This window comes from Franconibacter sp. IITDAS19, from assembly GCF_023079515.1.
In the GTDB taxonomy this organism is placed as follows: Bacteria; Pseudomonadota; Gammaproteobacteria; order Enterobacterales; family Enterobacteriaceae; genus Franconibacter; species Franconibacter pulveris.
In genome coordinates, this window is record NZ_JALJCP010000005.1 from 201,958 (window position 1) to 225,317 (window position 23,360).

The 23,360-nt window shown below is 55.8% G+C and carries 17 protein-coding genes; 8 read left to right on the forward strand and 9 right to left on the reverse strand.

All coding sequences use genetic code 11. The features are described from left to right. Positions 1-76: 76 nt before the first annotated feature. The 4 genes from MT962_RS15325 to MT962_RS15340 all read right to left on the reverse strand — a co-directional run bounded on the left by MT962_RS15325 (position 77) and on the right by MT962_RS15340 (position 1,674). Entirely contained in the window at positions 77-475 is a 399-nt protein-coding gene (locus MT962_RS15325; protein ID WP_024556175.1) for a YdeI family stress tolerance OB fold protein, read from the reverse strand. A 66-nt stretch (positions 476-541) separates the two neighbouring features. Continuing rightward, a complete protein-coding gene (locus MT962_RS15330) occupies positions 542-1,072 on the reverse strand; it encodes a GNAT family protein (RefSeq protein ID WP_247365995.1) in 531 nt (176 codons plus the stop codon). Between the two features lie 4 nt (positions 1,073-1,076). Next, positions 1,077-1,406, reverse strand: a complete 330-nt coding sequence (locus MT962_RS15335) for a DHCW motif cupin fold protein (protein WP_247365996.1) — start codon at positions 1,404-1,406, stop codon at positions 1,077-1,079. A 97-nt stretch (positions 1,407-1,503) separates the two neighbouring features. Further along, a complete protein-coding gene (locus tag MT962_RS15340; protein ID WP_071788436.1) occupies positions 1,504-1,674 on the reverse strand; it encodes a DUF1127 domain-containing protein in 171 nt (56 codons plus the stop codon). Positions 1,675-1,851: 177 nt separating this feature from the next. Between MT962_RS15340 and MT962_RS15345 the strand changes: the two genes are divergently transcribed. The 3 genes from MT962_RS15345 to MT962_RS15355 all read left to right on the forward strand — a co-directional run bounded on the left by MT962_RS15345 (position 1,852) and on the right by MT962_RS15355 (position 8,231). Continuing rightward, positions 1,852-3,273 carry a PLP-dependent aminotransferase family protein gene (locus MT962_RS15345; RefSeq protein WP_247365997.1) on the forward strand — a complete coding sequence of 474 codons (1,422 nt, stop codon included), beginning with the start codon at positions 1,852-1,854 and terminating at the stop codon, positions 3,271-3,273. A gap of 162 nt (positions 3,274-3,435) precedes the next feature. Further along, positions 3,436-5,052 (forward strand): STY4199 family HEPN domain-containing protein, encoded by a 1,617-nt coding sequence (locus MT962_RS15350; RefSeq protein ID WP_048888764.1) that lies wholly within the window; start codon positions 3,436-3,438, stop codon positions 5,050-5,052. Positions 5,053-6,038: 986 nt separating this feature from the next. Then, positions 6,039-8,231, forward strand: coding sequence for a TonB-dependent siderophore receptor (locus tag MT962_RS15355; RefSeq protein ID WP_247365998.1), 2,193 nt, complete (start codon positions 6,039-6,041; stop codon positions 8,229-8,231). Positions 8,232-8,303: 72 nt separating this feature from the next. Here MT962_RS15355 and gorA read toward each other — a convergent pair whose 3' ends face one another. Both gorA and MT962_RS15365 read right to left on the reverse strand, forming a co-directional pair. Next, the gene (gene gorA / locus MT962_RS15360) at positions 8,304-9,656 is read right to left on the reverse strand and encodes a glutathione-disulfide reductase (RefSeq protein ID WP_024556182.1); all 1,353 of its coding nucleotides are present in this window, start codon (positions 9,654-9,656) and stop codon (positions 8,304-8,306) included. An 85-nt stretch (positions 9,657-9,741) separates the two neighbouring features. After that, positions 9,742-10,584, reverse strand: a complete 843-nt coding sequence (locus MT962_RS15365) for a 23S rRNA (adenine(2030)-N(6))-methyltransferase RlmJ (RefSeq protein WP_024560513.1) — start codon at positions 10,582-10,584, stop codon at positions 9,742-9,744. A 263-nt stretch (positions 10,585-10,847) separates the two neighbouring features. Between MT962_RS15365 and prlC the strand changes: the two genes are divergently transcribed. Continuing rightward, a complete protein-coding gene (prlC, locus tag MT962_RS15370) occupies positions 10,848-12,890 on the forward strand; it encodes an oligopeptidase A (RefSeq protein ID WP_247365999.1) in 2,043 nt (680 codons plus the stop codon). Positions 12,891-12,898: 8 nt separating this feature from the next. After that, positions 12,899-13,651 carry a 16S rRNA (guanine(1516)-N(2))-methyltransferase RsmJ gene (gene rsmJ, locus MT962_RS15375; RefSeq protein WP_247366000.1) on the forward strand — a complete coding sequence of 251 codons (753 nt, stop codon included), beginning with the start codon at positions 12,899-12,901 and terminating at the stop codon, positions 13,649-13,651. 57 nt (positions 13,652-13,708) lie between these two features. Here the strand turns inward: rsmJ and uspA are convergent, their stop codons facing one another. Further along, positions 13,709-14,146, reverse strand: a complete 438-nt coding sequence (gene uspA, locus MT962_RS15380; RefSeq protein WP_024556186.1) for a universal stress protein UspA — start codon at positions 14,144-14,146, stop codon at positions 13,709-13,711. Between the two features lie 387 nt (positions 14,147-14,533). Here uspA and uspB point away from each other — a divergent pair, with 387 nt between their 5' ends. After that, the gene (gene uspB / locus MT962_RS15385; protein ID WP_024553139.1) at positions 14,534-14,869 is read left to right on the forward strand and encodes a universal stress protein UspB; all 336 of its coding nucleotides are present in this window, start codon (positions 14,534-14,536) and stop codon (positions 14,867-14,869) included. A 56-nt stretch (positions 14,870-14,925) separates the two neighbouring features. Here the strand turns inward: uspB and pitA are convergent, their stop codons facing one another. Then, entirely contained in the window at positions 14,926-16,428 is a 1,503-nt protein-coding gene (pitA, locus tag MT962_RS15390; RefSeq protein WP_048888766.1) for an inorganic phosphate transporter PitA, read from the reverse strand. A gap of 228 nt (positions 16,429-16,656) precedes the next feature. Here pitA and MT962_RS15395 point away from each other — a divergent pair, with 228 nt between their 5' ends. Next, the gene (locus tag MT962_RS15395; protein ID WP_028019743.1) at positions 16,657-17,856 is read left to right on the forward strand and encodes an NAD(P)/FAD-dependent oxidoreductase; all 1,200 of its coding nucleotides are present in this window, start codon (positions 16,657-16,659) and stop codon (positions 17,854-17,856) included. Between the two features lie 701 nt (positions 17,857-18,557). Next, entirely contained in the window at positions 18,558-22,367 is a 3,810-nt protein-coding gene (locus MT962_RS15400) for an NAD(P)-binding protein (RefSeq protein WP_247366001.1), read from the forward strand. 56 nt (positions 22,368-22,423) lie between these two features. Here MT962_RS15400 and MT962_RS15405 read toward each other — a convergent pair whose 3' ends face one another. Then, positions 22,424-23,320, reverse strand: a complete 897-nt coding sequence (locus tag MT962_RS15405; protein WP_281732735.1) for an omptin family outer membrane protease — start codon at positions 23,318-23,320, stop codon at positions 22,424-22,426. Between the last annotated feature and the right edge of the window lie 40 nt (positions 23,321-23,360).

Here is a 23,360-nt window from a genome sequence, read left to right on the forward strand (position 1 = left end):
AACAGGGAGGCGGATCGTAACCGATGCGCTAAAGGCCCCTCTCCTTACCGGGGAGAGGGGCGCAAAAACCTGAACTTTACTCTTTGATGATGCGGTCGATGCGCGCTACGGGCGGCTGCTGTTTCTTATCCAGCGTACCGTTAATCGTAATCAGCTGATCGGGTTCGATCTGACGGTCCTGGAACACCGCCATCGGGATCATCACGTCAATCTGATCCGATTTATCGCGAAACACATAGATATCGTTGCCTTTCTTCTGGATCAGGTTGCCCTGAAACGAAACGGAAGCGCCGTCATGCATCTCTTTACCTTCTTTGATGGACATGGTTTTGTGCGTTTCCGCGCCGCGATAGCCGCTATCGATTTTGTGCGGCGGCGGCGGTGCATCGCCCGTTTTCAGTCCCGGCTGGTCTTCAGCCACGGCGGGCAGCGTAAACAGGGTAGTAAATGCAGCGATGATAAGTGCCTTTTTCATACTTCTCCTTAGCATTGGCTTAGGGTCACATGTTTTAAGCCTGGCACACGGAGAAGAAAACGCCGATTAACAATATTCCTGGTTTAACAGGCCAAATACCCAGTCATCCTGCCAGCGGCCGTGCAGAAAGTAGTTTTCCCGCAGCGTGCCCTCAAGCATAAAGCCCGTTTTTTCAAGCAGCCTGCGCGAAGGATCATTGCCCACCGTAACGGTGGCGACAAGCTTACGGATGCCGCATTGCTTGAACGCAAGATGGCAGACCGCGCGCAGCGACTCGTAGCCATAGCCTTTCCCCTGATGCCGCTTCGCCAGCAGATAGCCCACCTCGGCTTTATCCTCTTCACGGCGGATAAACCCCGTTACGCCCACCGGCTCGCCGCTTGCCTGCTCGCTTATTAACAGGCCGAGCCAGTGGCGGCTTTCCGGCGTCCAGACGGGCAAACGCGTGGCGAACGCCGCATAAATCTCCTCTTCGCTGCCCCGATCCGCCATAAAGCGCATCACCTCTTCGTCGCGCTGCAGGGAGAGAAAAAAGGGCCAGTCTTCGGCGGTAAGCTGGCGATAAGCGAGGCGGGAGGTGGTGAAAGTTGTCAGCATGGCGTCAATCCACAATAAACAGCGTGGCGCCGGTCGACGTGGAAGAGCGGTGCGCTTCGGCGTTATCCGCTACCTGATAGCTGACGCCCGGCGTCATAACGAAACGGCGGCCATCTTCAAGCTCCGTATGCAGCTCGCCGCTCAGGCAGAGCAGAATGTGCGCTTTGCGACACCAGTGGTCGGCCAGATAACCCGCCGTATATTCCACCATTCGCACGCGCACCGCGCCGAATTGCTGAGTGCGCCATAGCGCTTTGCCGCTGATGCCGGCGTGTTCGGTGACCGGTACAGTCGCCCAGTCTGTAATGCCAAAGGGAATATTCTCAAGCTGCATGGTTATCCTTTTAATTCTCTGAAGCGGCGGCGGGTCTTTTACTCTCGCATCAAAAAAAGGTTTACGCAGCAGATTATTACGACGCAGAGGCTCCCTATTATTGGGGATCGATATCGTCCCGCGTCAGGCCGATATCCCGCAGCTTTGCGTCGTCCAGCGTACGCAGTAACCGGCGCGTCTGGTAGCATCGCCATGCGCTGCGAAGAAAGCGCCCCAGCAAAACAAAACCATAAAAGGGACGTACCGGGCGGTTTTCGTGAAATTCCATGATTAAGCTCCTCTTCATCAACGAGCTTTCATGGTCGACTTTTACGGGGGCGCAATACAGGCGCACAAAATCCTTTTCTTTACCATACAGAAGCGGCATAACAGAGGCTGAATCGCATACCGGGCGCGCCATCTGTACTGGTTAACGGCCCTGTATGATGAAAAGAGGGGATACAGCATGACGCGCTATCAGCATTTGGCGGATTTATTAACGCAGCGGATCCGGCAGGGGCTTTATCAACAGGGAGAGCGACTGCCTTCCGTTCGCAGCTTAAGCCAGGAGCATGGCGTTAGCATCAGTACGGTACAGCAGGCCTATAGTTTGCTTGAAGAGCGGCGGCTAGTGCTGCCGCAACCGCGTTCGGGCTATTTCGTCGCGCCGCAGAAAGCGGAGCCGCCCGCGCCGCGTCTCACTCGACCCGAGCAGCGCCCTGTAGAAATTTCTCAGTGGAACGAAACGCTGGCGTTGCTGGAAGCGCGCAAGGATAAAGCCGTATTTCCTTTTGGCGGCGGGTCGCCGGATATCTCCCACCCTACGCTTAAACCGCTGTGGCGAGAAATCGGCCGCGTTGCCTCACCTCAACGGGTGGAAGCGATGTTCGGCTATGACGAACTGGCGGGCAACCGCGAACTGCGCGAACAGATAGCCCGCCTGATGCTTGATGGTGGGGCGCAGGTTAACAGCGAAGAGATTATTGTGACCCCGGGCTGTCATGGCGCGCTGTCTCTGGCTGTTAGCGCGCTTTGCCAGCCTGGCGATATTGTGGCGATGGAATCTCCCTCTTATTACGGCACCATGCAGATGTTGCGCGGGCTTGGCCTCAAAGTTATCGAAATTCCTACTGACTCTCAGACTGGCATTAGCGTGGAGGCGCTTGAGCTGGCGCTGGAACAGTGGCCGATTAAAGCCGTGCTGCTGGTGCCTACCTGTAACAATCCGCTGGGTTTTACCATGCCGCTTGCCCGCAAGCGCGCGGTGCTCAACCTCGCTGCGCGGTTTGATATCGCGCTCATCGAAGATGACATCTATGGTGAAACCGCCTGGCAATATCCTCGTCCGGCGACGATTAAATCAATGGATGAGGAAGGGCGAGTGCTGTTGTGCAGCTCCTTTTCCAAAACCGTGGCGCCGGGGCTGCGCGTGGGCTGGATTGCGCCAGGCCGTTACTATGACCGCGTGTTGCACCGTAAATATATCGCCACGACCTCTTCTCCTCCGGCCACGCAAACAGCGGTAGCTACCTTTATTCGCGAAGGCCACTATCATCGGCACTTGCGGCGCATCCGCCAGCATTATCAGCGCAATTATGACGTATTAAGCTGCAAGGTGCGCTCCTTGTTCCCCTGCGGGATTTGCGTCAGTCGTCCGCAGGGCGGTTTTATGATGTGGGTGGAGCTGCCGGAAGAAATTGATTTAACGCGTTATACCGCACAGATGCAGCAGAGACGCCTCCATCTGGCTGCAGGCCAACTTTTTTCCGCGTCAGAAAAATACCGTAATTGTCTGCGTCTGAACTTCGCCGCGCCGTTTGATGAAAAGTGTGAAAACGCGCTGCGTAACATAGGCGAGTTCTTTCATGAAGTTATGCGCAAAGGATGATTTCATAACGGGTGCTTTGCCATCACTTTTATTCCCGCTATTTTCAGCTATGTTATTTTACTGTCTGTAAAACGGTAAAAATGGGTAATAACAATACGCCTGGAAAAGGCGAGCAAAGACCGTTAGCGAAACGGCAAACATTACTCCGCAAGAGGACGCGGTATGACATATTCCACACAGCAATCTCTACGAGAAGAGTTTGAAACCGCGCTTGGTATTATCAGCCAGGCGTCGGTGGCGATTCTCGCGCTGCTCGATATTCGGGTGGCCGAAGGCAAAGATCCACAGTGGTTTTCACAACAGCTTGAGCAGGCCCGCCAGAATCTGGGGAGCTGGGCGGTGGTTGGGCGTAAGCTCAATCTCGATGATGTGGAAATGTCCCGTTTCAGCCTGCGGCTACGCCATTTGCAGCAGTTGGTCCCGCGTTATGAAAGCGGTCAGGCGATAAGTCAGAACCAGCTTTTTGCCGCACTGCGCTTTGTGGCCTGCCTGGAGCGGCTGCGCGATAACCAGCCGAAGCTTGAGTACTCGACGGTTCTTGCTGCGGATAACGACGCGCAGCAGCGGCAGGCGCTGCAACAGTTACGGGCGCTGGAGTTAACCCTGAAAGGCCTGATAGCAAACGCCTGGCCCGATCAACAACAACTTATAAACCACCTGAAGCAGCGCATTGGCGGCGACAAAGTGCGCCGCTGGTTGAAGCTCGGCAAGCAGGGCGATGTGCTGAGCGGCATGCTGTTCAGCGAACTGGCCTTGTTGGTCATCGATAAAAAAGAGTATGCGCAGCATTACGAACGCCTGTTCAACGCCGCCGATTCGCTAACGCTGTTTGTCGAGCCGCGTAAAACGCTGCAAACCTTTCTGGATGATGTTCGCGTTATCCGCAACGCCGCCGTGCAACAACAGCCGTTGACGAGCGCGCAGATGACTATGCTGGATGCGTTTTATTCAGCTATTGCGGGGCCGGTGCAGGAGGCGTATGCGAAGGGGCGCGTGAGCGTTAATCCGCAGGCGTTCATGTCGATGGATACCGCGAAGCTCGACGCTTTCTTTGAAGAGGCGGCGCAGAAAAACCGCGCCGTTGGCGGCGATATTTTCGATCTGCGCGATACCATTGAACGGCCCGGCGCCCAACGGCAGGGCGCGGAGCGTGATACGCAACAGCTTCTCGTCAGCGTACTCTGGGGCGTAACGGGGGTGGCTTTTATCGCGGTAGCGCTGGGCGCGCTCTATCTTGCCAGCGATCGGGTTAACCCGCCCCAGACAGCGCAGAGCGTTAATCACGCTTCATCCCAGGCAGTGGAGATTTCGCAACCGGTAAACATCAACGAAACGCCGCGTGAAAAGCTGAGTCGCAAGGGAATACGCTGGGATGTAAATCATTTCCGCGCGGCAATTGATCGCAACGAGACGGATGTGGTTCAGCTCTTTCTGGACGGCGGCATGAGCTGGCAGGTCGCCTGGACAGAGCAGGCGCTGGCGGCAAAACAGGATGATTCGCTAAATCTGCTGCTGCGCCACCGGGCGCAGATGGATGAAATCAAGCCCTGCCGGCGAATGATCGCGACCTTAAGCCATGCGCTGGCGCAGGGCGAAACCTTTACGTCGATGCGCAAGCAGTTCCTGAAAAGCTTCTGCGTTACGCCGGGTGTGGTGAAAAGACAACAACACGCTCTCGACCAGGCGGAATTGCGCGCGCAGGCTAACCCGGATGCGAATACGAAAAAGTGGGCCGCGATTCAGCGTTCAATCTACCAGGAAATAAGTTCAGGCGCTTAAGTTGATTCTTAAGTACATAACTTTTAACGCTGCCGGGGCGATACCCCGGCATTATTTCAGGCGGATTAAAAAGCTCAGCGCAGGTTACGTGGGCAGGGAGAAATTGAGCACCGGGTTCCCAGAGTGCATTGTTCATCCGTAATATATTTTTCACAGCCCGCGTGTTTTTTTAAATTTTCCCAAAGATTATTGCAATAAAGCGTAACCCGGTAAATCTGGATGCGGTCAATCCGCTCGCCCTGATAGACCCAGGCCATGCCTGCGTGGACATAAAGAGGCTTTCGGGACGTTATCCGGGCGCAGTAAAGGTGCCAGAGAATGAATTTGTTATTGTTAGCGGAAACGACAAGCGTAAAGGCCATGCCGGTTTCCGGGCTAACAAGCGTTTCGAGTACAGTCCATTTCAAACCTTAATCTCCCTCCATTTGATTAAGTGGCCTTATCAAATTAGCGAGAGTGATTATTTCAGGCAACCTTTAAAATTAGAATTCATTCAATATTTTTTCAATTAACTGAAAGTTAAGTAAATAATTGTTTAAATTGCCGGGTTTACGGTTTTTATGCGTGTTATTTTTAGCCATTGCTGTATTTTGCGGAAACTTTAAATAAAAGTAATAACGTAAAAAAATTAAGTAACATTAATGAGAAAGGCTGTAAAAGATACACGTCCTGCATCACGAAATTTAAAAAATCTCTTTTTATACAAAAAGGAGGCTTGCCGCTTCGTTGAGGCGCGCTTCTTCCCGTCTGAAACTGCCGTACTTCCGCGCATCACTTGCCTGCCCGCCGCAGCGCTTATCTTAACGTGAGTAACGATCACGCATGTGACCAAATAAAACTAAATGTTGCTAAATGTATTGCCAGCGCTTTGTAAATAATTATCATGTCGAGAATTATTATCATTAAAACAGCCCGGCTGGCGGAGGCGCGGTATCAAAGGAAGCCTTTTCCGCTGTGCTCCATCTGACAATATGGAAATAAAAACAATGAAAATTCAGCAACTTTCTTTGTGGTCACCTTGCCTGCTGGCGCTTGCCGGCCCGGCTGCACACGCAGAACAAGCGCAAAGCGACAACATCGTCGTATCGGCCAGCCGCGCTCACCGAAGCGTAACGGAGCTGGCGCAAACTAACTGGGTAATTGAAGGGCAGGAGTTACAGCAGCAGGTTCAGGGCGGCAAAGAATTTAAAGATGTGCTGGCGCAGCTTATACCCGGGATGGATGTCAGCAGCCAGGGGCGTACAAATTACGGCATGAATATGCGGGGCCGCTCAATGATGGTGATGGTTGACGGCGTACGTCTTAACTCGTCTCGCACGGATAGCCGTCAGCTGGACGCTATCGATCCGTTTAATATCGAACGAATCGAAGTGATTTCAGGCGCCACCTCCCTGTATGGCGGCGGCAGCACCGGCGGGCTAATTAATATCGTTACCAAAAAAGGCCAGCCGGAAAAGCAGGTTGAATTCACTGTCGGCGGCAAAAGCGGCTTCAACAGCCATAACGACCATGATGAGAACGTCGCGGCGGCGGTAAGCGGCGGCAACGAACACGCTTCTGGTCGGCTTTCGGTCGCTTATCAACGTTTCGGCGGCTGGTATGACGGTCGCGGCGAGGAGGTTATCATCGATAACACGCAGACCGGGTTGCAGTACTCTGACCGGCTGGATGTGATGGGAACCGGCACGCTGGACATTGACGATAATCAGCAACTCCAGCTCACCACGCAGTTTTATAAAAGCCAGTCTGATGGTGAGCATGGCCTTGATCTTGGTGAAAATTTTTCTGCGGTCACTGGACAAGGGCAGGCGCGTAACGGCAGTAATCTCTCTTCAGACCGCATTCCCGGCACCGAGCGTCATCTGATTAATCTGCAGTATTCCAACACCGATGTCTGGGGTCAGGACCTGGTCGCGCAAATTTTTTACCGTGACGAAAAGCTGGCCTTTTATCCCTTTCCTACGCTTGGCCGCACGGGCGTAACCAGCATTGGCGCCTCGGAGCAGAACACCCATTTCTGGGGCGGCAAGCTAACGCTAAACAGCAATCCGTTCGACGGGCTGGGCCTCACCTGGGGCGTGGATGCGGAACACGAAACGTTCGACGCCAACCAGCAGTTCTTCGACCTGGCGAAAGCGAGCCAGTCAGGCGGGATGCATCTTGAGAGTGCTTATAACGTAGGGCGCTATCCGGGCTACTCGGTCACTAACCTGGCGCCGTTCCTGCAAGCTAACTATGACATTACCCCTGTCTTTACCCTGAGCGGCGGCGTGCGCTATCAGTACACCGAAAACAAGGTGGATGACTTTGTGGGATACGCCCAGCAGCAGGGGATCGCCACGGGGCTTGCGAGCTCGGCCGATGCGGTGCCCGGGGGAAAAACCGATTACAACAACGTTCTGTTTAACGCAGGCGTGCTTGCGCACCTGACGGAGCGTCAGCAAGCGTGGCTTAATTTCTCTCAGGGCTTTGAAATTCCGGACCTCGCAAAATATTACGGCTCCGGCACCTATCAGTTACGCAACGGCCACTACCGCCTGTTGAACAGCGTCAACGTGAACGACTCCCGGCTGGATGGCATTAAGGTTAACGCGTGGGAGCTTGGCTGGCGTTATACCGGCGATGCGGTTCGCACCCAGCTTGCCGCTTACTATTCGCTGTCTGACAAAACGATCTCCATTAACAAAACGGACATGACCATTAATCTGGACGACGACAAGCGCCGCATTTATGGTCTAGAAGGCGCGGTGGATTACTTCGTGCCGGATACGGACTGGAGCGCTGGCGTTACGTTTAATGTTATTCGTTCAGAAACGCGCGTGGCCGGGAAATGGGAAAAACTGACGGTGGATTCCGCAAGTCCTTCCAAGGCGACGGCCTATATTGGCTGGGCGCCTGATGACTGGACGCTGCGTTTGCAATCCCAGCAGGCGTTTGATCTCTCCGATGAGGCGGGCAATAAAATCGAGGGCTATAACACGATTGATTTCCTGGGCAGCTATGCGTTGCCGGTGGGCAAGCTCAGCTTCAGCGTGGAAAACCTGCTGGATAAAAACTACACCACCATCTGGGGCCAGCGCGCGCCGAAACTCTATAGCCCAACCTACGGCAGCGAGGACCTTTACGCTTACAAAGGCCGTGGCCGTACCTTTGGCCTGAACTATTCGCTGCTCTTCTGAGGATGGCCAGCGCGCAGCAATAAAAAAGGCTAAGAGCATTGCTCTTAGCCTGATTTCTTGTCTGAACAGCGCTTAGCGCATAGTCACGAACTCTTCCGCCGCGGTTGGGTGGATAGCGACCGTGTTGTCGAAATCTTTTTTCGTCGCGCCCATCTTCAGCGCTACGGCGAAGCCCTGCAAAATCTCGTCCATGCCGAAGCCGATGCCGTGAATGCCGACGATTTTCTCCTCTTCGCCAACGCAGACCAGCTTCATGCGGCACGGCTGGCGGTGCGAGGTCACGGCGGTGTACATGGCGGTAAAGGACGATTTATATACCTTCACCTTTTCATCACCATACTGTTCGCGCGCCTGCGGCTCGGTGAGGCCCACAGTGCCGATTGGCGGATGGCTGAAGACCACGGTTGGGATGTTGCTGTAGTCCAGATGCTCTTCCGGCTTGTTGTTGAACAGGCGCTCTGAGAGGCGACGGCCCGCGGCTACGGCAACCGGCGTTAACTCCACCGCGCCGGTATTATCACCCACCGCGTAAATGCCCGGCACGCTGGTGTTCTGGAATTTATCGACAACGATATAGCCGCTTTCCGTGGTTTTAACGCCAGTCACCGCCAGGTTGAAGTTGTCGTTCGACGGCTCGCGGCCAATGGCCCAAATCAGGCAATCCACGGTTTGCGAGCGGCCATCCTCCAGCTCCAGCGTCAGGCTGCCGTCGCTGTTTTTAACTACCGCTTTCGGCGTGGCGTGGGTGTGCAACTGCGGCCCTTCGGCCTGCATAACCTCCACCAGCGTTTCGGAAATCATCGGGTCGAACGTGCGCAGCGGCGCGTGTTTACGCACAAACAGGTGCGTTTGCGCGCCCAGCGCGTTGACCACGCCTGCGATTTCTACCGCAATGTAGCCTGCGCCAACGACAGCGATGCGTTTCGGCATCTCCGGGAGCGCAAAGAAGCCGTCGGAATCAATGCCATATTCCGCACCGGGGATGTCTGGCTGTACGGGGCGGCCGCCGGTGGCGATCAGGATATGATCGGCTGTGATCGTCTCGCCATTCACCTCAACGGTATGCGCATCCACAAAACGGGCGAAACCGTGGATAACATCAACGTTGTTTTTCCCCAGCACGTTCTCATACGAGGTGTGGATGCGGTCGATATACGCGGTGCGGCTGTTAACCAGCTTCTGCCAGTCGAAATGGTTGACGGTGGTATCGAAGCCGTAATCGGGGCCGTAAAGGTGAATAGCCTCGGCGATTTGCGCCGCATGCCACATCACTTTTTTCGGCACGCAGCCCACGTTTACGCAGGTGCCGCCCAGCGCTTTCGCTTCGATTAGCGCGCATTTCTGGCCATACATGGCCGCCCGGTTAATGGATGCAATGCCGCCGCTGCCGCCGCCGATAGCGAGGTAGTCGTAATGTTTGCTCATGGCCGTTTCCTTGAATTGCGTCGAAAAAGTTAGCTAAGTGTACGCCCTGGGCGTCTGGCTTGCGCCTATGGTTGCAATAAGCAACTTATTCCGGAACCACCCAACTCAGCGTGGTGTGGCCCGTACCGGTCGGCACCAGCGTTTTATGCAGCCATGGCAGCACGTTCGCCATCTGCTGCTCAAGCTTCCACGGCGGGTTGATAACAATCATGCCGGAGGCGGTCATGCCGCGCTGATCGCTGTCCGGGCGCACCGCCAGCTCAATTTGCAAAATACGGCGAATGCCGGTCGCTTCCAGGTCGTTCAGCATGCGTTTGATCTGCTGGCGCAGCACAACCGGATACCACAGCGCGTAAACGCCGGTCGCAAAACGCTTGTAGCCTTCGCTGATGCCGCTCACTACCGCCTGGTAGTCGGTTTTGATCTCATAAGGCGGGTCAATGAGGATTAATCCCCGACGGGAGGCCGGCGGCAGTTTGGCTTTTAACTGCTGGTAACCGTCGGCGCGCTCCACGCGGGCGCGTTCGTCTTTCTGAAATTCAGAGCGCAGCAGCGGAAAATCGCTCGGGTGCAGCTCCGTCAGTTGCAGGCTGTCCTGCGGACGTAAAAGCTGGCGGGCGATAAGCGGCGAACCGGGGTAATAGCGTAGCTGCCCGCTGCGGTTGAAATGCTGCACCACGCTGATATAAGGCTCCAGCTCGGCAGGTAAGTCGTCCTGCTGCCAGATGCGGGCGATGCCTTCCAGATATTCGCCGGTGCGCTCGGCATGCTCGCCGCTGAGCTGGTAGCGTCCGGCGCCCGCATGGGTATCCAGATAGAGAAAAGGTTTCTCTTTCTCTTTGAGCGACTCAATGATGAGGCTCTGGACGGTATGTTTGAGGACGTCGGCGTGGTTGCCGGCGTGAAAGCTGTGGCGATAACTGAGCATGCGGGATGAATTCCGGAATAAAAGAGGTCAAGCCCTAGTTTATCGCAGATCGCAACGGATTACCGCAGAAGCCATCCCAACGCCAGCATCCCGATGCGTAATCGTGCGCTAAGCGGGCGCCAGGTGGTTAAGCGCATCGCAGCAATAAGCGCTTGCGAGTCCCGCTCGCCATTGAAATTCACTACACTTAACCCCATGCTAAGACGCACAGGCAAAGCGCTGGAACGCGCGCTTCATTCACCCTTTTCGACAGGACTGCGCTTATGACCAATCCGTTACTCACGCCTTTTGAACTGCCGCCTTTTTCCACGATTAAACCTGAGCATGTGGTGCCTGCCGTTACAAAGGCGCTGGAAGATTGCCGCGCGCAGGTAGAGGCCGTGGTCGCCAAAGGCGCGCCTTATACCTGGGATAACCTTTGCCAGCCGCTGGCGGAAGTGGACGACCGTCTGGGACGTATTTTCTCGCCGGTAAGCCACCTGAACTCCGTACAAAACAGCCCGGCGCTGCGCGAAGCTTACGAGCAAACCCTGCCGCTGCTCTCTGAATACAGTACCTGGGTCGGCCAGCATGAAGGGCTTTATCAGGCGTACCGCAACCTGCGCGACGGCGAGCATTATCAGGCGCTCGACACCGCGCAGAAAAAAGCGGTTGATAATGCGCTGCGCGACTTTGAGCTTTCCGGCATCGGCTTGCCGAAAGAGAAGCAAAAACGTTACGGCGAAATTGCCGCGCGCCTTTCTGAGCTGGGGTCGACCTACAGCAACAACGTGCTCGACGCCACGATGGGCTGGTCAAAGCTGATTACCGACGAGGCTGAACTGGCTGGCATGCCGGAAAGCGCGCTGGCGGCGGCCAAAGCGCAGGCGGAAGCCAAAGAGCAGCAGGGCTATCTGTTGACGCTCGACATTCCAAGCTACCTGCCGGTGATGACCTACTGCGACAACCAGCCGCTGCGCGAAGAGATGTATCGCGCGTACAGCACCCGCGCGTCTGATCAGGGCCCGAACGCTGGTAAATGGGATAACAGCCCAATTATGGCGGAAATTCTCGCGCTGCGTCACGAGCTGGCGGAGCTGCTGGGCTTTGACAACTACGCGCAAAAGTCCCTCGCCACCAAGATGGCGGAAAACCCGCAGCAGGTACTCGATTTCTTAACCGATCTCGCTAAACGCGCCCGCCCGCAGGGCGAGAAAGAGCTGGCGCAGCTGCGCGCTTTCGCCAAAGAGAACTTTGGCGTGGACGAGTTGCAGCCATGGGACATCGCGTACTACAGCGAAAAACAGAAGCAGCATCTCTACAGCATCAGCGATGAACAGTTGCGCCCGTACTTCCCGGAGCAGAAAGCGGTTAGCGGCCTGTTTGAAGTGGTGAAACGCATTTACGGCATCACCGCTAAAGAGCGCAAAGATATCGACGTCTGGCATCCGGACGTGCGCTTCTTCGAGCTGTATGACGAAAACAACGAGCTGCGCGGCAGCTTTTATCTCGACCTCTACGCCCGCGAAAACAAACGCGGCGGCGCGTGGATGGATGATTGCGTCGGCCAGATGCGCAAAGCGGACGGTTCGCTGCAAAAACCAGTGGCTTACCTTACCTGTAACTTCAACCGCCCGGTGAACGGCAAACCAGCGCTCTTCACCCATGATGAAGTGATTACGCTGTTCCACGAGTTTGGCCATGGCCTGCACCACATGCTGACCCGCATTGAAACCCCAGGGGTGGCGGGCATCAGCGGGGTGCCGTGGGATGCCGTCGAGCTGCCGAGCCAGTTTATGGAGAACTGGTGCTGGGAGCCGGACGCGCTGGCCTTTATCTCCGGCCACTTTGAAACCGGCGAGCCGCTGCCGCAGGCGCTGCTCGACAAAATGCTGGCGGCGAAGAACTACCAGGCGGCGATGTTTATTCTGCGCCAGCTGGAGTTCGGCCTGTTCGATTTCCGCCTGCATGCCGAATTCAGCCCGAAGCAGGGCGCGAAGGTGCTGGAGACCCTCGCGGAAATCAAACAACAGGTGGCGGTGCTGCCGGGGCCGTCGTGGGGCCGTTTCCCGCACGCCTTCAGCCATATCTTCGCAGGCGGCTACGCAGCGGGTTATTACAGCTATCTGTGGGCCGACGTGCTGGCGGCGGATGCCTATTCCCGCTTCGAGGAAGAGGGGATTTTCAACCGCGAAACGGGCCAGGCGTTCCTGGATAACATCCTGACCCGCGGTGGTTCCGAAGAGCCGATGGAGCTGTTCAAACGCTTCCGCGGCCGTGAACCGCAGCTCGACGCGATGCTGGAACACTACGGCATCAAAGGCTAAAGCATCACGTGAACATTTGCTTAATGGATGAATCAGGCGCCGGAGACGGCGCCTTATCTGTTCTTGCCGCTCGCTGGAGCTTAGAACACGACGCGGAGAACCCGATGGCGCTGGTCATGACGACAACGCATCTGGAACTGCGCAAGCGCGATGAGCCAAAACTTGGCGGTATTTTTGTCGATTTCGTCTCCGGCGCGATGGCGCACCGCCGCAAGTTTGGCGGCGGGCGCGGCGAGGCGGTGGCGAAAGCCGTAGGGGTAAAGGGCGACTATTTACCGGACGTGGTGGACGCCACGGCGGGGCTGGGACGCGACGCCTTCGTGCTGGCCTCGGTGGGCTGTCGGGTGCGCATGCTTGAGCGCAACCCGGTCGTCGCGGCGCTGTTGGATGACGGTTTGCGTCGTGGTTATGAAGACCCGGAGATTGGCCCCTGGCTGCGCGAGCGGCTCACGCTTATTCACGCCTCCAGCCTGACGGCGCTGGAGCGTATTACGCCGCGCCCGCAGGTGGTTTATCTCGACCCGATGTTTCCCCATAAGCAAAAAAGCGCGCTGGTGAAAAAAGAGATGCGGGTGTTTCAGTCGCTGGTGGGGCCGGACGAAGACGCTGACGGTCTGCTGGCCCCGGCTCGCCTGCTTGCCACAAAACGCGTGGTGGTGAAGCGCCCCGACTACGCGCCGCCGCTTGCGAACATCGCTACACCGAACGCGGTAGTGACCAAAGGGCACCGGTTTGATATTTACGCCGGCACGCCGGCGTGAAAGCGTAATAAAACGCCCCGCGAAAGCGGGGCTTATCTTTTAGGCTCCTGATGGCGCTTACTCGTCGTCTTCGTCACGCAGCGGCACAATCAGCATGTCGATATGCACCGTGTTGATGAGCTGGCGAGCGGAGGACATCAGCTTGCTCCAGAAATCCTGGTGATGGCCGCAGACGACCAGGTCGACGTCATATTTTTTAATGGCGTCCACCAGCACCTGGCCTAAATCGCCGCTGCCGCTTAAGGTTTCGGTAATCGGGTAGCCTGCATTGGTGGAAAGCTCGGTCAGCGCGTTGTGGGTCTCCTCGGAGATGCGCTTTTGCATATCGCCCAGGTTCACGTCGATAAGGCCGGTATAGAGATCGGAGTAATTCACATCGACATGAATCAAAGAAATTTTCGCGTTGTAAGGACGCGCCATGGATACCGCTTTTTCTACCAGCACTTTGCTTTCCGGTGACAGGTCGACCGCGATAAGAATATGTTGATAAGCCATAGTGTTACTCCTTCCATAAGATGTCGATGACCAGTGGACTGAACGGCGTTTTTGCTTTGCCACTCGCGTGCCGGCGTCCTGCGTACCACCCTTGCGGGAGCTGACTCCAGCGTAAGGACTTCAATTATAGAGGCTATTTGTACCTTATAGCGCTCTGACTTATCCGTCAATTGACCCTGGTCACCCTTATTCAAATGAAAAATAGCTCGACTGGCATTGATAAGGATTAACGTTGTGGTAAAAAAATTAACGGATCTCCTACACTATTTAATGAGCCGTTCGGGTGAATAAATGTGATCCCCGGCGGGTTTTACTGCATCCATTTACTGAAATGTCAGACTGGGTATCCGGGGCGTCCGCGCCGGATAGAGCGACCGGGGGTGGGGTATGGTCAGCACTGTTGCGCTGTTTTGGGCCTTGTGTGTGGTATGTGTTGTCAATATGGCGCGCTACTTCTCGTCGTTGCGTGCGTTGCTGGTCGTGCTGCGTGGTTGCGATCCCTTGCTTTATCAGTATGTCGACGGCGGCGGATTTTTTACCGCCCACGGTCAGCCCAGCAAGCAGATCCGCCTCGTCTGGTATATCTACTGGCAGCGCTACCTCGACCATCATGATGATGAGTTTATCCGCCGCTGCGAGCGGGTGCGCCGGCAGTTCATCCTGACCAGCGCCCTGTGCGGCCTGGTAGTGGTAAGCCTGGTGGCGCTGCTTATCTGGCACTGAGCATAAAAAAAGCGGGCCAGTTGCCTGACCCGCTTTATTCTTGTTAAGCCTGATGCTTACACAAAGCGCAGCGCTATCCAGTACAACACGCCGGAAAGCATAATCGACGCAGGCAGAGTAAAGACCCAGGCCATCAGGATGTTGGTTACGGTTTTACGCTGCAGACCGCCGCCATCCACAATCATGGTGCCCGCCACGGAAGAGGAAAGCACATGGGTGGTGGAAACCGGCATCCCGGTGTAGCTGGCGATACCGATAGAGACCGCCGCTGTCATCTGCGCGGACATGCCCTGCGCGTAGGTCATGCCTTTCTTACCGATTTTTTCGCCGATAGTGGTCGCCACGCGGCGCCAGCCGATCATAGTGCCAATACCCAGCGCCAGCGCTACGGCCATGATTATCCAGACCGGCGCATACTCGATAGTGCTAAGCATATCGCCTTTCAGCTTATTCAACAGACGCTTGTCATCCGCGCTGGTCTCCGGCAGCTTCGCGACTTTATCCGTCGTGTCGGAGATGCAGAGCATAATGCGGCGCAGTTGGCTGCGCTGGTCAACGCTCAGCTTGTCATAGCTGTCGATAGAACCCAGCATCGCTTTAGCGCGGTCCAGCGCGATAATGGCGCGGCTGGCGTCGCAGTGGAACTCTTTCGGGTTCACTGTCGAGCTTACCTGTTCCGGCGTCGGGATCAGCGGATCGACCCCTGCTACCTGGCGGACCGCTGTCGGGTGCTGCTGGAAGTAAGTTTCGACGTTGTTGACCGCATCGCGGGTACGCGTAATGTCGTAGCCGGAGGCGTTCATGTTAACCACGAAACCCGCCGGCGCCACGCCAATCAGCACCAGCATGATAAGACCGATGCCTTTCTGGCCGTCATTCGCGCCGTGGGAGAAGCTCACGCCGATAGCCGAAAGGATGAGCGCGATACGCGTCCAGAATGGCGGCTTCTTCTTGCCGTCTTTCTTTTCACGCTCGGCCGGGGTCAGGTGGATACGGGCGCGTTTTTTCGTGCCGCTCCAGTAGCGACGCAGCAAAAACACCAGCCCGCCCGCAAAGACCAGGCCGACAATAGGCGAAATGATTAGCGAGCCGAAAATATTAATGACTTTCGGGATGTTCAGCGCGTCCACCACTGATGTGCCGGTCATCAACGCATTGGTGAGGCCAATGCCGATGATAGCGCCAATCAGAGTATGGGAGCTGGACGCCGGCAGGCCGAAATACCACGTGCCCAGGTTCCAGATGATGGCCGCCAGCAGCATGGAGAAAACCATCGCCAGGCCGTGCGCGGAGCCAACGTTCAGCAGCAGATCGGTGGGCAGCATATGCACGATGGCATAAGCCACGCTCAACCCGCCTAACAGCACGCCGAGGAAGTTAAAGATTGCCGCCATCGCCACCGCGAGTTGCGATCGCATAGCGCGAGTGTAGATAACCGTTGCTACTGCGTTTGCCGTATCATGGAAGCCGTTAATGGCTTCATAAAACAGTACAAATCCCAGAGCAAGTAATAACAACAGGCCAGTATGCAGATCCAGCCCGGCAAACAAATGTAGCATAGGACGTTACGCCATTTTGAGGACATGAACGCGGCGCATTATCTAAGACAACCGCGGCGCGGGCAAAGTGAAATATAGACTTTTTTAAGGATTTACGTGCGGTTGTCATTTTTATTAATAATTTTATCTTTTAAATTCAAAGATATAAATTTTGAAACAGGTGTTACGCTGGTGCGACCAGCGCCGAATATTTACAATTCGCGGCCCAGTCATTAAGAGGAAAAGGCAGTGGAACAGTTTGATGCCGTCATTATCGGGGCGGGCGCAGCGGGGCTTTTCTGTGCGGCGCAGGCCGGGCAGGCGGGCTGCCGGGTGTTAGTGCTGGATAATGGTAAAAAGCCAGGACGAAAAATTCTCATGTCAGGCGGCGGGCGCTGCAACTTCACCAACCTCTATGTCGAGCCCGCCGCCTACCTGAGCGAGAACCCGCATTTTTGTAAATCGGCGCTGGCGCGTTATACCCAGTGGGATTTTATCGAGCTGGTGGGTAAGCACGGCATCGCCTGGCATGAGAAAACCCTCGGCCAGCTTTTCTGCGATGATTCCGCTCAACAGATAGTCGACATGCTGATGGCGGAATGCGAGAAGGGGAGCGTCACGCTGCGCCTGCGCACCGAGGTGCTCAGCATTGAACGTGACGACAATGGCTATACCCTGCAGCTTAATGGCGCGGAAGTAAAAACGCCGAAGCTGGTTATCGCCACCGGCGGGCTTTCCATGCCAGGCCTTGGCGCCACGCCGTTTGGCTATAAGGTCGCGGAACAGTTTGGTTTAAACGTTTTGCCGACGCGCGCAGGCCTGGTGCCCTTTACGCTACACAAGCCCTTGCTGGAGCAGCTACAGACGCTCTCCGGCGTGGCGGTGCCCTCGGTCGTCACGGCGGAAAACGGCGTCACCTTCCGCGAAAATATTCTTTTTACCCATCGCGGGCTTTCCGGCCCGGCGGTACTGCAAATCTCCAGCTACTGGCAGCCGGGCGAATGGGTTTCGGTAAACCTGCTGCCCGATACGGATTTGTCAGCGTTTCTTAACGCGCAGCGTGAAGCGCACCCCAACCAGAGCCTGAAAAATACGCTTGCCATGTTGCTGCCAAAGCGGCTGGTGGAGTGTTTACAGGAGCTCAAACAGATCCCCGATGCAACGCTTAAACAACTCAATGGCCGCCAGCAACAGGCGCTTGAAGAGACGCTGCAAAACTGGCGCGTACAGCCTAACGGCACAGAAGGCTACCGTACTGCGGAAGTGACGCTTGGCGGCGTGGATACCCATGCGCTCTCCTCGCGCACCATGGAAGCGCGAAACGTGCCAGGCCTCTATTTTATCGGCGAGGTGGTGGACGTGACCGGTTGGCTGGGGGGCTACAATTTCCAGTGGGCGTGGGCCAGCGCCTGGGCCTGTGCGCAGGCGCTGGCGGAAAGCCGTCGCTAAACGCGCTTCTTCGCGCCGGTAAACGTCATCTACCGGCGCGTTTTTATTTTATGTGTTAGCCCAACAGCGAATAAATTATCCGTGCCGTCACTGGTTCTTTTTTATTAATTTAAAACCGCTACTGATTAATTTCATTGGAAGAAGTGCTTTAATTTTCGTTGCGCTTGTTGAGCTTTAATTTATATATTTTTGCTATTGACCGAAACGACAGTGATTATTTATTCACCGTTTTAGATTTATTTTTCCCTCGCCGCTACGTTTTTGTTTTTTCCTGCCTTCAGGCCTTTTGTAGCAAGGTTTACAGGCTATAAAGGTTAATTAGCGAAGCGCTGAATAATGCCTTGAAAATACCGCTTTTATGGTTGCCGGCTGCATAACCTTGCAGAAAGGGTGACGTTACCTATACTTTTCATTGATGGATTTCTGCGAGCAACTATTCATTATTAAATTATAAATGAACGTGACCGGGAGATATTTCTCCCGTCTTTTTCTTTCACCTGTGCGATATTTTTCACCCGGCGCAGATACATTTTTCCGCTTCGTTTAATAAGGCTCTGTCGGGTATCCGGCGAAAAGGGTCGGCCACCTTTAGGCGCGCCGCTTTCGCCACGCTTTCGGCTTTTTTTACGCTGCTGAACCATCCCTTACGGGTGGGTTTGGTAGGGAGGTTTTGTCTGTAATAAACAGGGGAGTAGGAACGCGTGGCGATATTCTCAACGTTCTGGCAGGCAGGTTATGAAGGGGCGGACCATATCAATCCGCAAGGTATCCCGCTCTCGCTGAATACGACGACGGGCCATCTGCTTCGCGTGCAGGAAGATTATGCCGCGCTCGCCGCCTTTTCTATCGCCACCGTGCGGGAAAGCGTGGGGTGGCGGCTTACGGAAACGCCGCAGGGTTATGATTTCACTGATGTCGCGGCCCGCATGGAGGCGGCGCGCGAGCATGGCGTGCAGGTGTGCTGGACGTTATGCCACTACGGCTGGCCTGATGGCCTGAGCCTTTTTTCCGCTGATTTTGTTCCTCGCTTCGCCCGTTTTTGCGGCGCGCTGGCACGCTTTCTCGCCCCTTACTACGACCAGCCGCCGGTCTATTCGCCGGTTAATGAAATCTCTTTTATGAGCTGGGGGATTGAGGTGGGGGTATTTCCCTGCCCGGACCGACCGGAAAGCGGCGTTGCCGATGCGGCCAAACGCCAGCTGATCCGCGCCGCTATCGCTGCGTGCGACGCCATCTGGGAGGCGGACAGCCGCGCCCGCATTCTGCATTGCGACCCGATTATCCATGTCATCTCCGGGGATGCCGACCCGGAGGCGCAAGCCGCAGCCCGGGCATGCTCTGACGCACAGTTTCAGGCATGGGATATGCTGAGCGGCCGCCTCGCGCCGGAGCTTGGCGGCGCGCCGCGCTATCTCGATATGATCGGCGCGAACTATTACCACAGCAACCAGTGGGAAGACACAACCCACTACCGCCTGCCCTGGCATTTGGGCGACAGACGGCGTAAGCCGCTCCACGAAATGCTTTACGAACTTCATCAGCGTTACCAGAGGCCGATATTGCTGGCGGAAACCAGTCATGTCGGCAGCGGGCGCAGCGCCTGGGTTCGCCATATCACCGCGCATGTGGCGCAGGCGCAGCTTTCCGGCGCCGATATTTGCGGCATCTGCCTTTACCCGATTGTAGACCGACCTATGTGGGAGGACCCCACGCACTGGACGCAAAGCGGCTTATGGGATCTCGACCTGAGCGGGCCGGACCCGACCGCTCGTCGTCTCCACGCGCCCTACGCCGCCGCGCTCCTTCAGGCGCAGCGCACGCTACGCCATTTTCAATCGTTTATTCACCCGGCGAACCGGGTCGAGGAGAAGGGTATGCATCAGAAAACACTGCTTGTATTCAGCCACTTACGCTGGGGTTTTGTTTTCCAGCGACCTCAGCACCTGTTAAGCCGTCTGGCAGAATATTACCGGGTGTATTTTATTGAGGAACCGGTGTTTGAAGCTGGCCCTGCCGGGTTATACCAGACCGCTCCCGCCCCTAACGTGACGGTTATTCAGCCCCACACGCCTGTGGAAGCGCATGGCTTTCATGACGATCAGATTGCCGTGCTGCAGCCGCTGCTGAGCGAGTTGCTGAGCGAAGGACAACAGCCGGTCGTCTGGTTCTACACGCCGATGGCGCTGCCGCTGCTGACCACGTTTAAGCCCGCCGTAGTGGTTTATGACTGCATGGATGAGCTTTCCGCGTTTCATCAGGCGCCTCGCCAACTGCAACAGCGCGAATCGGCGCTGCTTGGACGAGCCGATCTGGTCTTTACCGGCGGTTCGAGCCTCTATGAAGCCAAGAAAAACCGCCACAGCAGCGTTCACTGTTTTCCGAGCAGTGTTGATGCCGCGCACTTTGAGCAGGCGCTCGATCGCGGCAATGGGCATCCGCTCCAGCAGGCCGTGCCGGGTCCCCGGCTTGGCTATTACGGCGTAATAGACGAACGTATGGACCTGGGGCTTATCGCCGCGCTCGCCGACAGCCATCCGGAGTGGCAAATCGTGATGGTGGGACCGGTGGTCAAAATCGACCCGCAAAGCCTGCCTCAGCGCGACAATATTCACTGGTTCGGCCAGCAGACTTACGAAGCATTGCCTCATTTCCTTGCCGGCTGGGATATCTGCCTGATGCCTTTCGCCATTAATGCGTCGACTAAATACATCAGCCCGACCAAAGTGCTGGAATATATGGCCGCGCAGTTGCCTGTGGTCAGTACCGCCATTACGGATGTGGAGCGCCATTATGCAGGCCTGGTGGCGATTGCCCGCAGCGAGGAAGAGTTTATACGCGCCTGTGAACAGGCGCTCGGCCTAACCTCTGAGGTGCGTGAAACCATGGCGCGGCAGATGGCGGACGTGGTGGCGGCCACCTCCTGGGATGACACCGCGAAGCGTATGCACTCGCTGATTGAAAATGCGCGCACCGCCGGGCAGACGCCCACGGCGCAGACGACGTCTGATGGCGAGCCGCAAACGCGGGAGAGCGCGGTGGTGCGGCTTAAAACGCTGGCGGCCGATGACGACATCATCCCCTGCCTGGTTATCGGCGCCGGGCCGACCGGGCTGAGCGCGGGTTATCACTACGGGGAAGGGGCCGTACTGTTGGAGAAAAATGCCGCGCCAGGCGGCTGGTGCCGCTCGATAACTGATAAAGGTTTCACCTTCGATTATGCCGGGCACATTATGTTTTCTGACGACGCTTATGTGCTGGAGATGTATAAACTGCTGCTCGGCAACAACCTGCACTGGCAGATGCGGGAAGCCTGGGTCTATAGCGAAGGCGTGCATACTCGCTACCCGTTCCAGGCCTCGCTGTTCGGGCTGCCGCCGGAAGTGATAAAGGAGTGTATCCTGGGGGCTATCGAAGCGCGCTATGGCGCGGCGCAAAAAAGCGGCGTAGCCGCTGTGAACGGGCCTAAGCTCGCCGAAGCCTCCGCGCAGTTCCGGGATTGCTGCGCCGACGGCGCGGTGCCGGACGGCGAAGCGTGCCGCGCGGCGAATGAAAGCGAAGGCGAAGAGAACTTCGAGCGCTTTATCCTGAAAACCTGGGGCCGGGGCATCGCCAAATATTTCGCCATTCCCTACAACAAAAAGCTCTGGACGGTGCCGCTTAGCGAGATGGAAACCTCCTGGCTCGGCGGGCGCGTGCCGCTGCCGGATCTCGGGCAGATTATCGAAGGGGCGCTCGCGCCGCTCGCCAAACCCATGGGACCCAACGCCCGCTTCGGCTATCCGCTGCGCGGCGGCTTTCAGGCGCTGATGTCAGGGTTTCTTCCGCATCTCAAGTGCAAGCTTGAAACCAATACGAAGCTTGTAAAAGTGCAGCCGCGCGAACATATCGCCGTGCTTTCCGATGGCCGCCGCTACCGCTACGAGCAGCTCATCAACACCATGCCGCTGCCGGAGCTTATCAACCTGATGGGCGACGAAGCGCCGGAGGCGGTCCAGGAGGCGGCGAAAGGGTTGCGGCACGTCTCGATACGCTGCGTCAACCTGGGTGTCGGCCGTGCGGATCTCACTGAAAAGCACTGGATCTATTACCCCGGCGAGACGATCTTCCACCGGATTTTCGTACAGGGCAACGCCAGCCCGTTTTGCAATCCGCCGGGCGGCTGCGGGTTAACGTGTGAGATTAGCTACTCGCCCGAAAAACCGCTGCCGGTGGATGGCGATGCACTTATCGCCCGCTGCGTGGAAGAGTGTATTGCGGTGGGAATGATAACGCGGGAAGACCCGATCCTGACGGCGAATATGATTGATATCCCTTATGCCTACGTGGTTTACGATCATGCGCGCAAGGCTAACGTTGCGCTGATCCGCGAATGGCTGCTGGGGTATGACATTCACCTGTCAGGGCGTTACAGCGAGTGGGAATATTACAATTCCGACCACGCTTTCCTGGCCGGGAAGCGGGCGGCGGAATATGTGAAAACCCGGGTGAAAACCCGCGGCACGCTGGCCTGATAAGAGGTTCAGGTGTGTAAAAATAACCAACAGGCCCTGGGCCTGTTGGTTGCTTTTCAGAAGCGGTACTGAATACCGGCAGTGATCATATAGCTTTCGTTTTCAATTCCTGAAGTGTTACTGCCATAATAATCACGCTCGCCAGTACGGTAATTGATAACTTCCATGCTGCCTTTTTCTTTTTCATATTTAGCCCAGCTTAATTCAGTAAAGACTTTTACGTTTGGCGTGACGTAATAGCCCGCATCGACAGAGGCAAAATAATAGCGTGAGTTTTTAGTATTAGAGCGGAAAGTGGTATCGCGAAGATAGTGCTCATCATTATCTTTAGCTTCAACCCAGGGGCTGAACTTAAACAGCGCGTTAAATTCAACGTCCTGATAGCGGTACATACCCGCTACGCCCATATAGGGCGCGCTAAATTTTTGCTGGTAGCCGATGCCGGTTTCACCGCGGGGAAACTCGCCTTTGTCCGTACCGTTATCGTAATTATACGTGCCGCCATACGAGGTCCAGCTATAACGAGTCTGTTGATAACCGACTACGCCGCCAAAGCGGTAGTTGGGCTGGTTAAAAATCCAACCTTTGATATTAATATCAAACTCATTGGCGTAATTAAGAGGCGTATCAGGGTGGGTGGATTTATCTGTCCAGTGCGACTGGCTTTCATCCTGCCAGTCATAGTCTTCCATTTCGCCGCTGCCCGAAGCAAGGGTCGTCCAGCCACGCGCGTTAAGTGTTATATAAGACACCGGCGTCCATGAAATGTCGCCTTTAATAATCGCCGCGTTTTTTATCTTCCAGTCAAGCTGGCTGACTTTATGTCCTTCATCATAAACATATTCTTTAGATTCGCCGCCAAGCCAACCCAGACTGGTATTAAACGTAACTTCATTATTTATAGACTGCCAGTTTTGTGCAGTTGCAGGAAAACATACGATAAAAGTAGTCATTCCAAGAGGAAAGATATATTTCTTAAGCATCAATAAATTC

Bases quoted from the DNA above. Each gene is read 5' to 3' on its own strand.
- pitA (WP_048888766.1), bottom strand. From the start codon at position 16,428: ATGCTACATTTGTTTGCCGGGCTGGATCTGCATACTGGCCTGTTGTTA.
- MT962_RS15365 (WP_024560513.1), bottom strand. From the start codon at position 10,584: ATGCTCAGTTATCGCCACAGCTTTCACGCCGGCAACCACGCCGACGTC.
- gorA (WP_024556182.1), bottom strand. From the start codon at position 9,656: ATGAGCAAACATTACGACTACCTCGCTATCGGCGGCGGCAGCGGCGGC.
- MT962_RS15340 (WP_071788436.1), bottom strand. From the start codon at position 1,674: ATGGAATTTCACGAAAACCGCCCGGTACGTCCCTTTTATGGTTTTGTT.
- MT962_RS15330 (WP_247365995.1), bottom strand. From the start codon at position 1,072: ATGCTGACAACTTTCACCACCTCCCGCCTCGCTTATCGCCAGCTTACC.
- uspB (WP_024553139.1), top strand. From the start codon at position 14,534: ATGGTCAGCACTGTTGCGCTGTTTTGGGCCTTGTGTGTGGTATGTGTT.
- MT962_RS15350 (WP_048888764.1), top strand. From the start codon at position 3,436: ATGACATATTCCACACAGCAATCTCTACGAGAAGAGTTTGAAACCGCG.
- MT962_RS15405 (WP_281732735.1), bottom strand. From the start codon at position 23,320: ATGACTACTTTTATCGTATGTTTTCCTGCAACTGCACAAAACTGGCAG.
- MT962_RS15325 (WP_024556175.1), bottom strand. From the start codon at position 475: ATGAAAAAGGCACTTATCATCGCTGCATTTACTACCCTGTTTACGCTG.
- MT962_RS15345 (WP_247365997.1), top strand. From the start codon at position 1,852: ATGACGCGCTATCAGCATTTGGCGGATTTATTAACGCAGCGGATCCGG.
- prlC (WP_247365999.1), top strand. From the start codon at position 10,848: ATGACCAATCCGTTACTCACGCCTTTTGAACTGCCGCCTTTTTCCACG.
- MT962_RS15335 (WP_247365996.1), bottom strand. From the start codon at position 1,406: ATGCAGCTTGAGAATATTCCCTTTGGCATTACAGACTGGGCGACTGTA.
- uspA (WP_024556186.1), bottom strand. From the start codon at position 14,146: ATGGCTTATCAACATATTCTTATCGCGGTCGACCTGTCACCGGAAAGC.
- MT962_RS15355 (WP_247365998.1), top strand. From the start codon at position 6,039: ATGAAAATTCAGCAACTTTCTTTGTGGTCACCTTGCCTGCTGGCGCTT.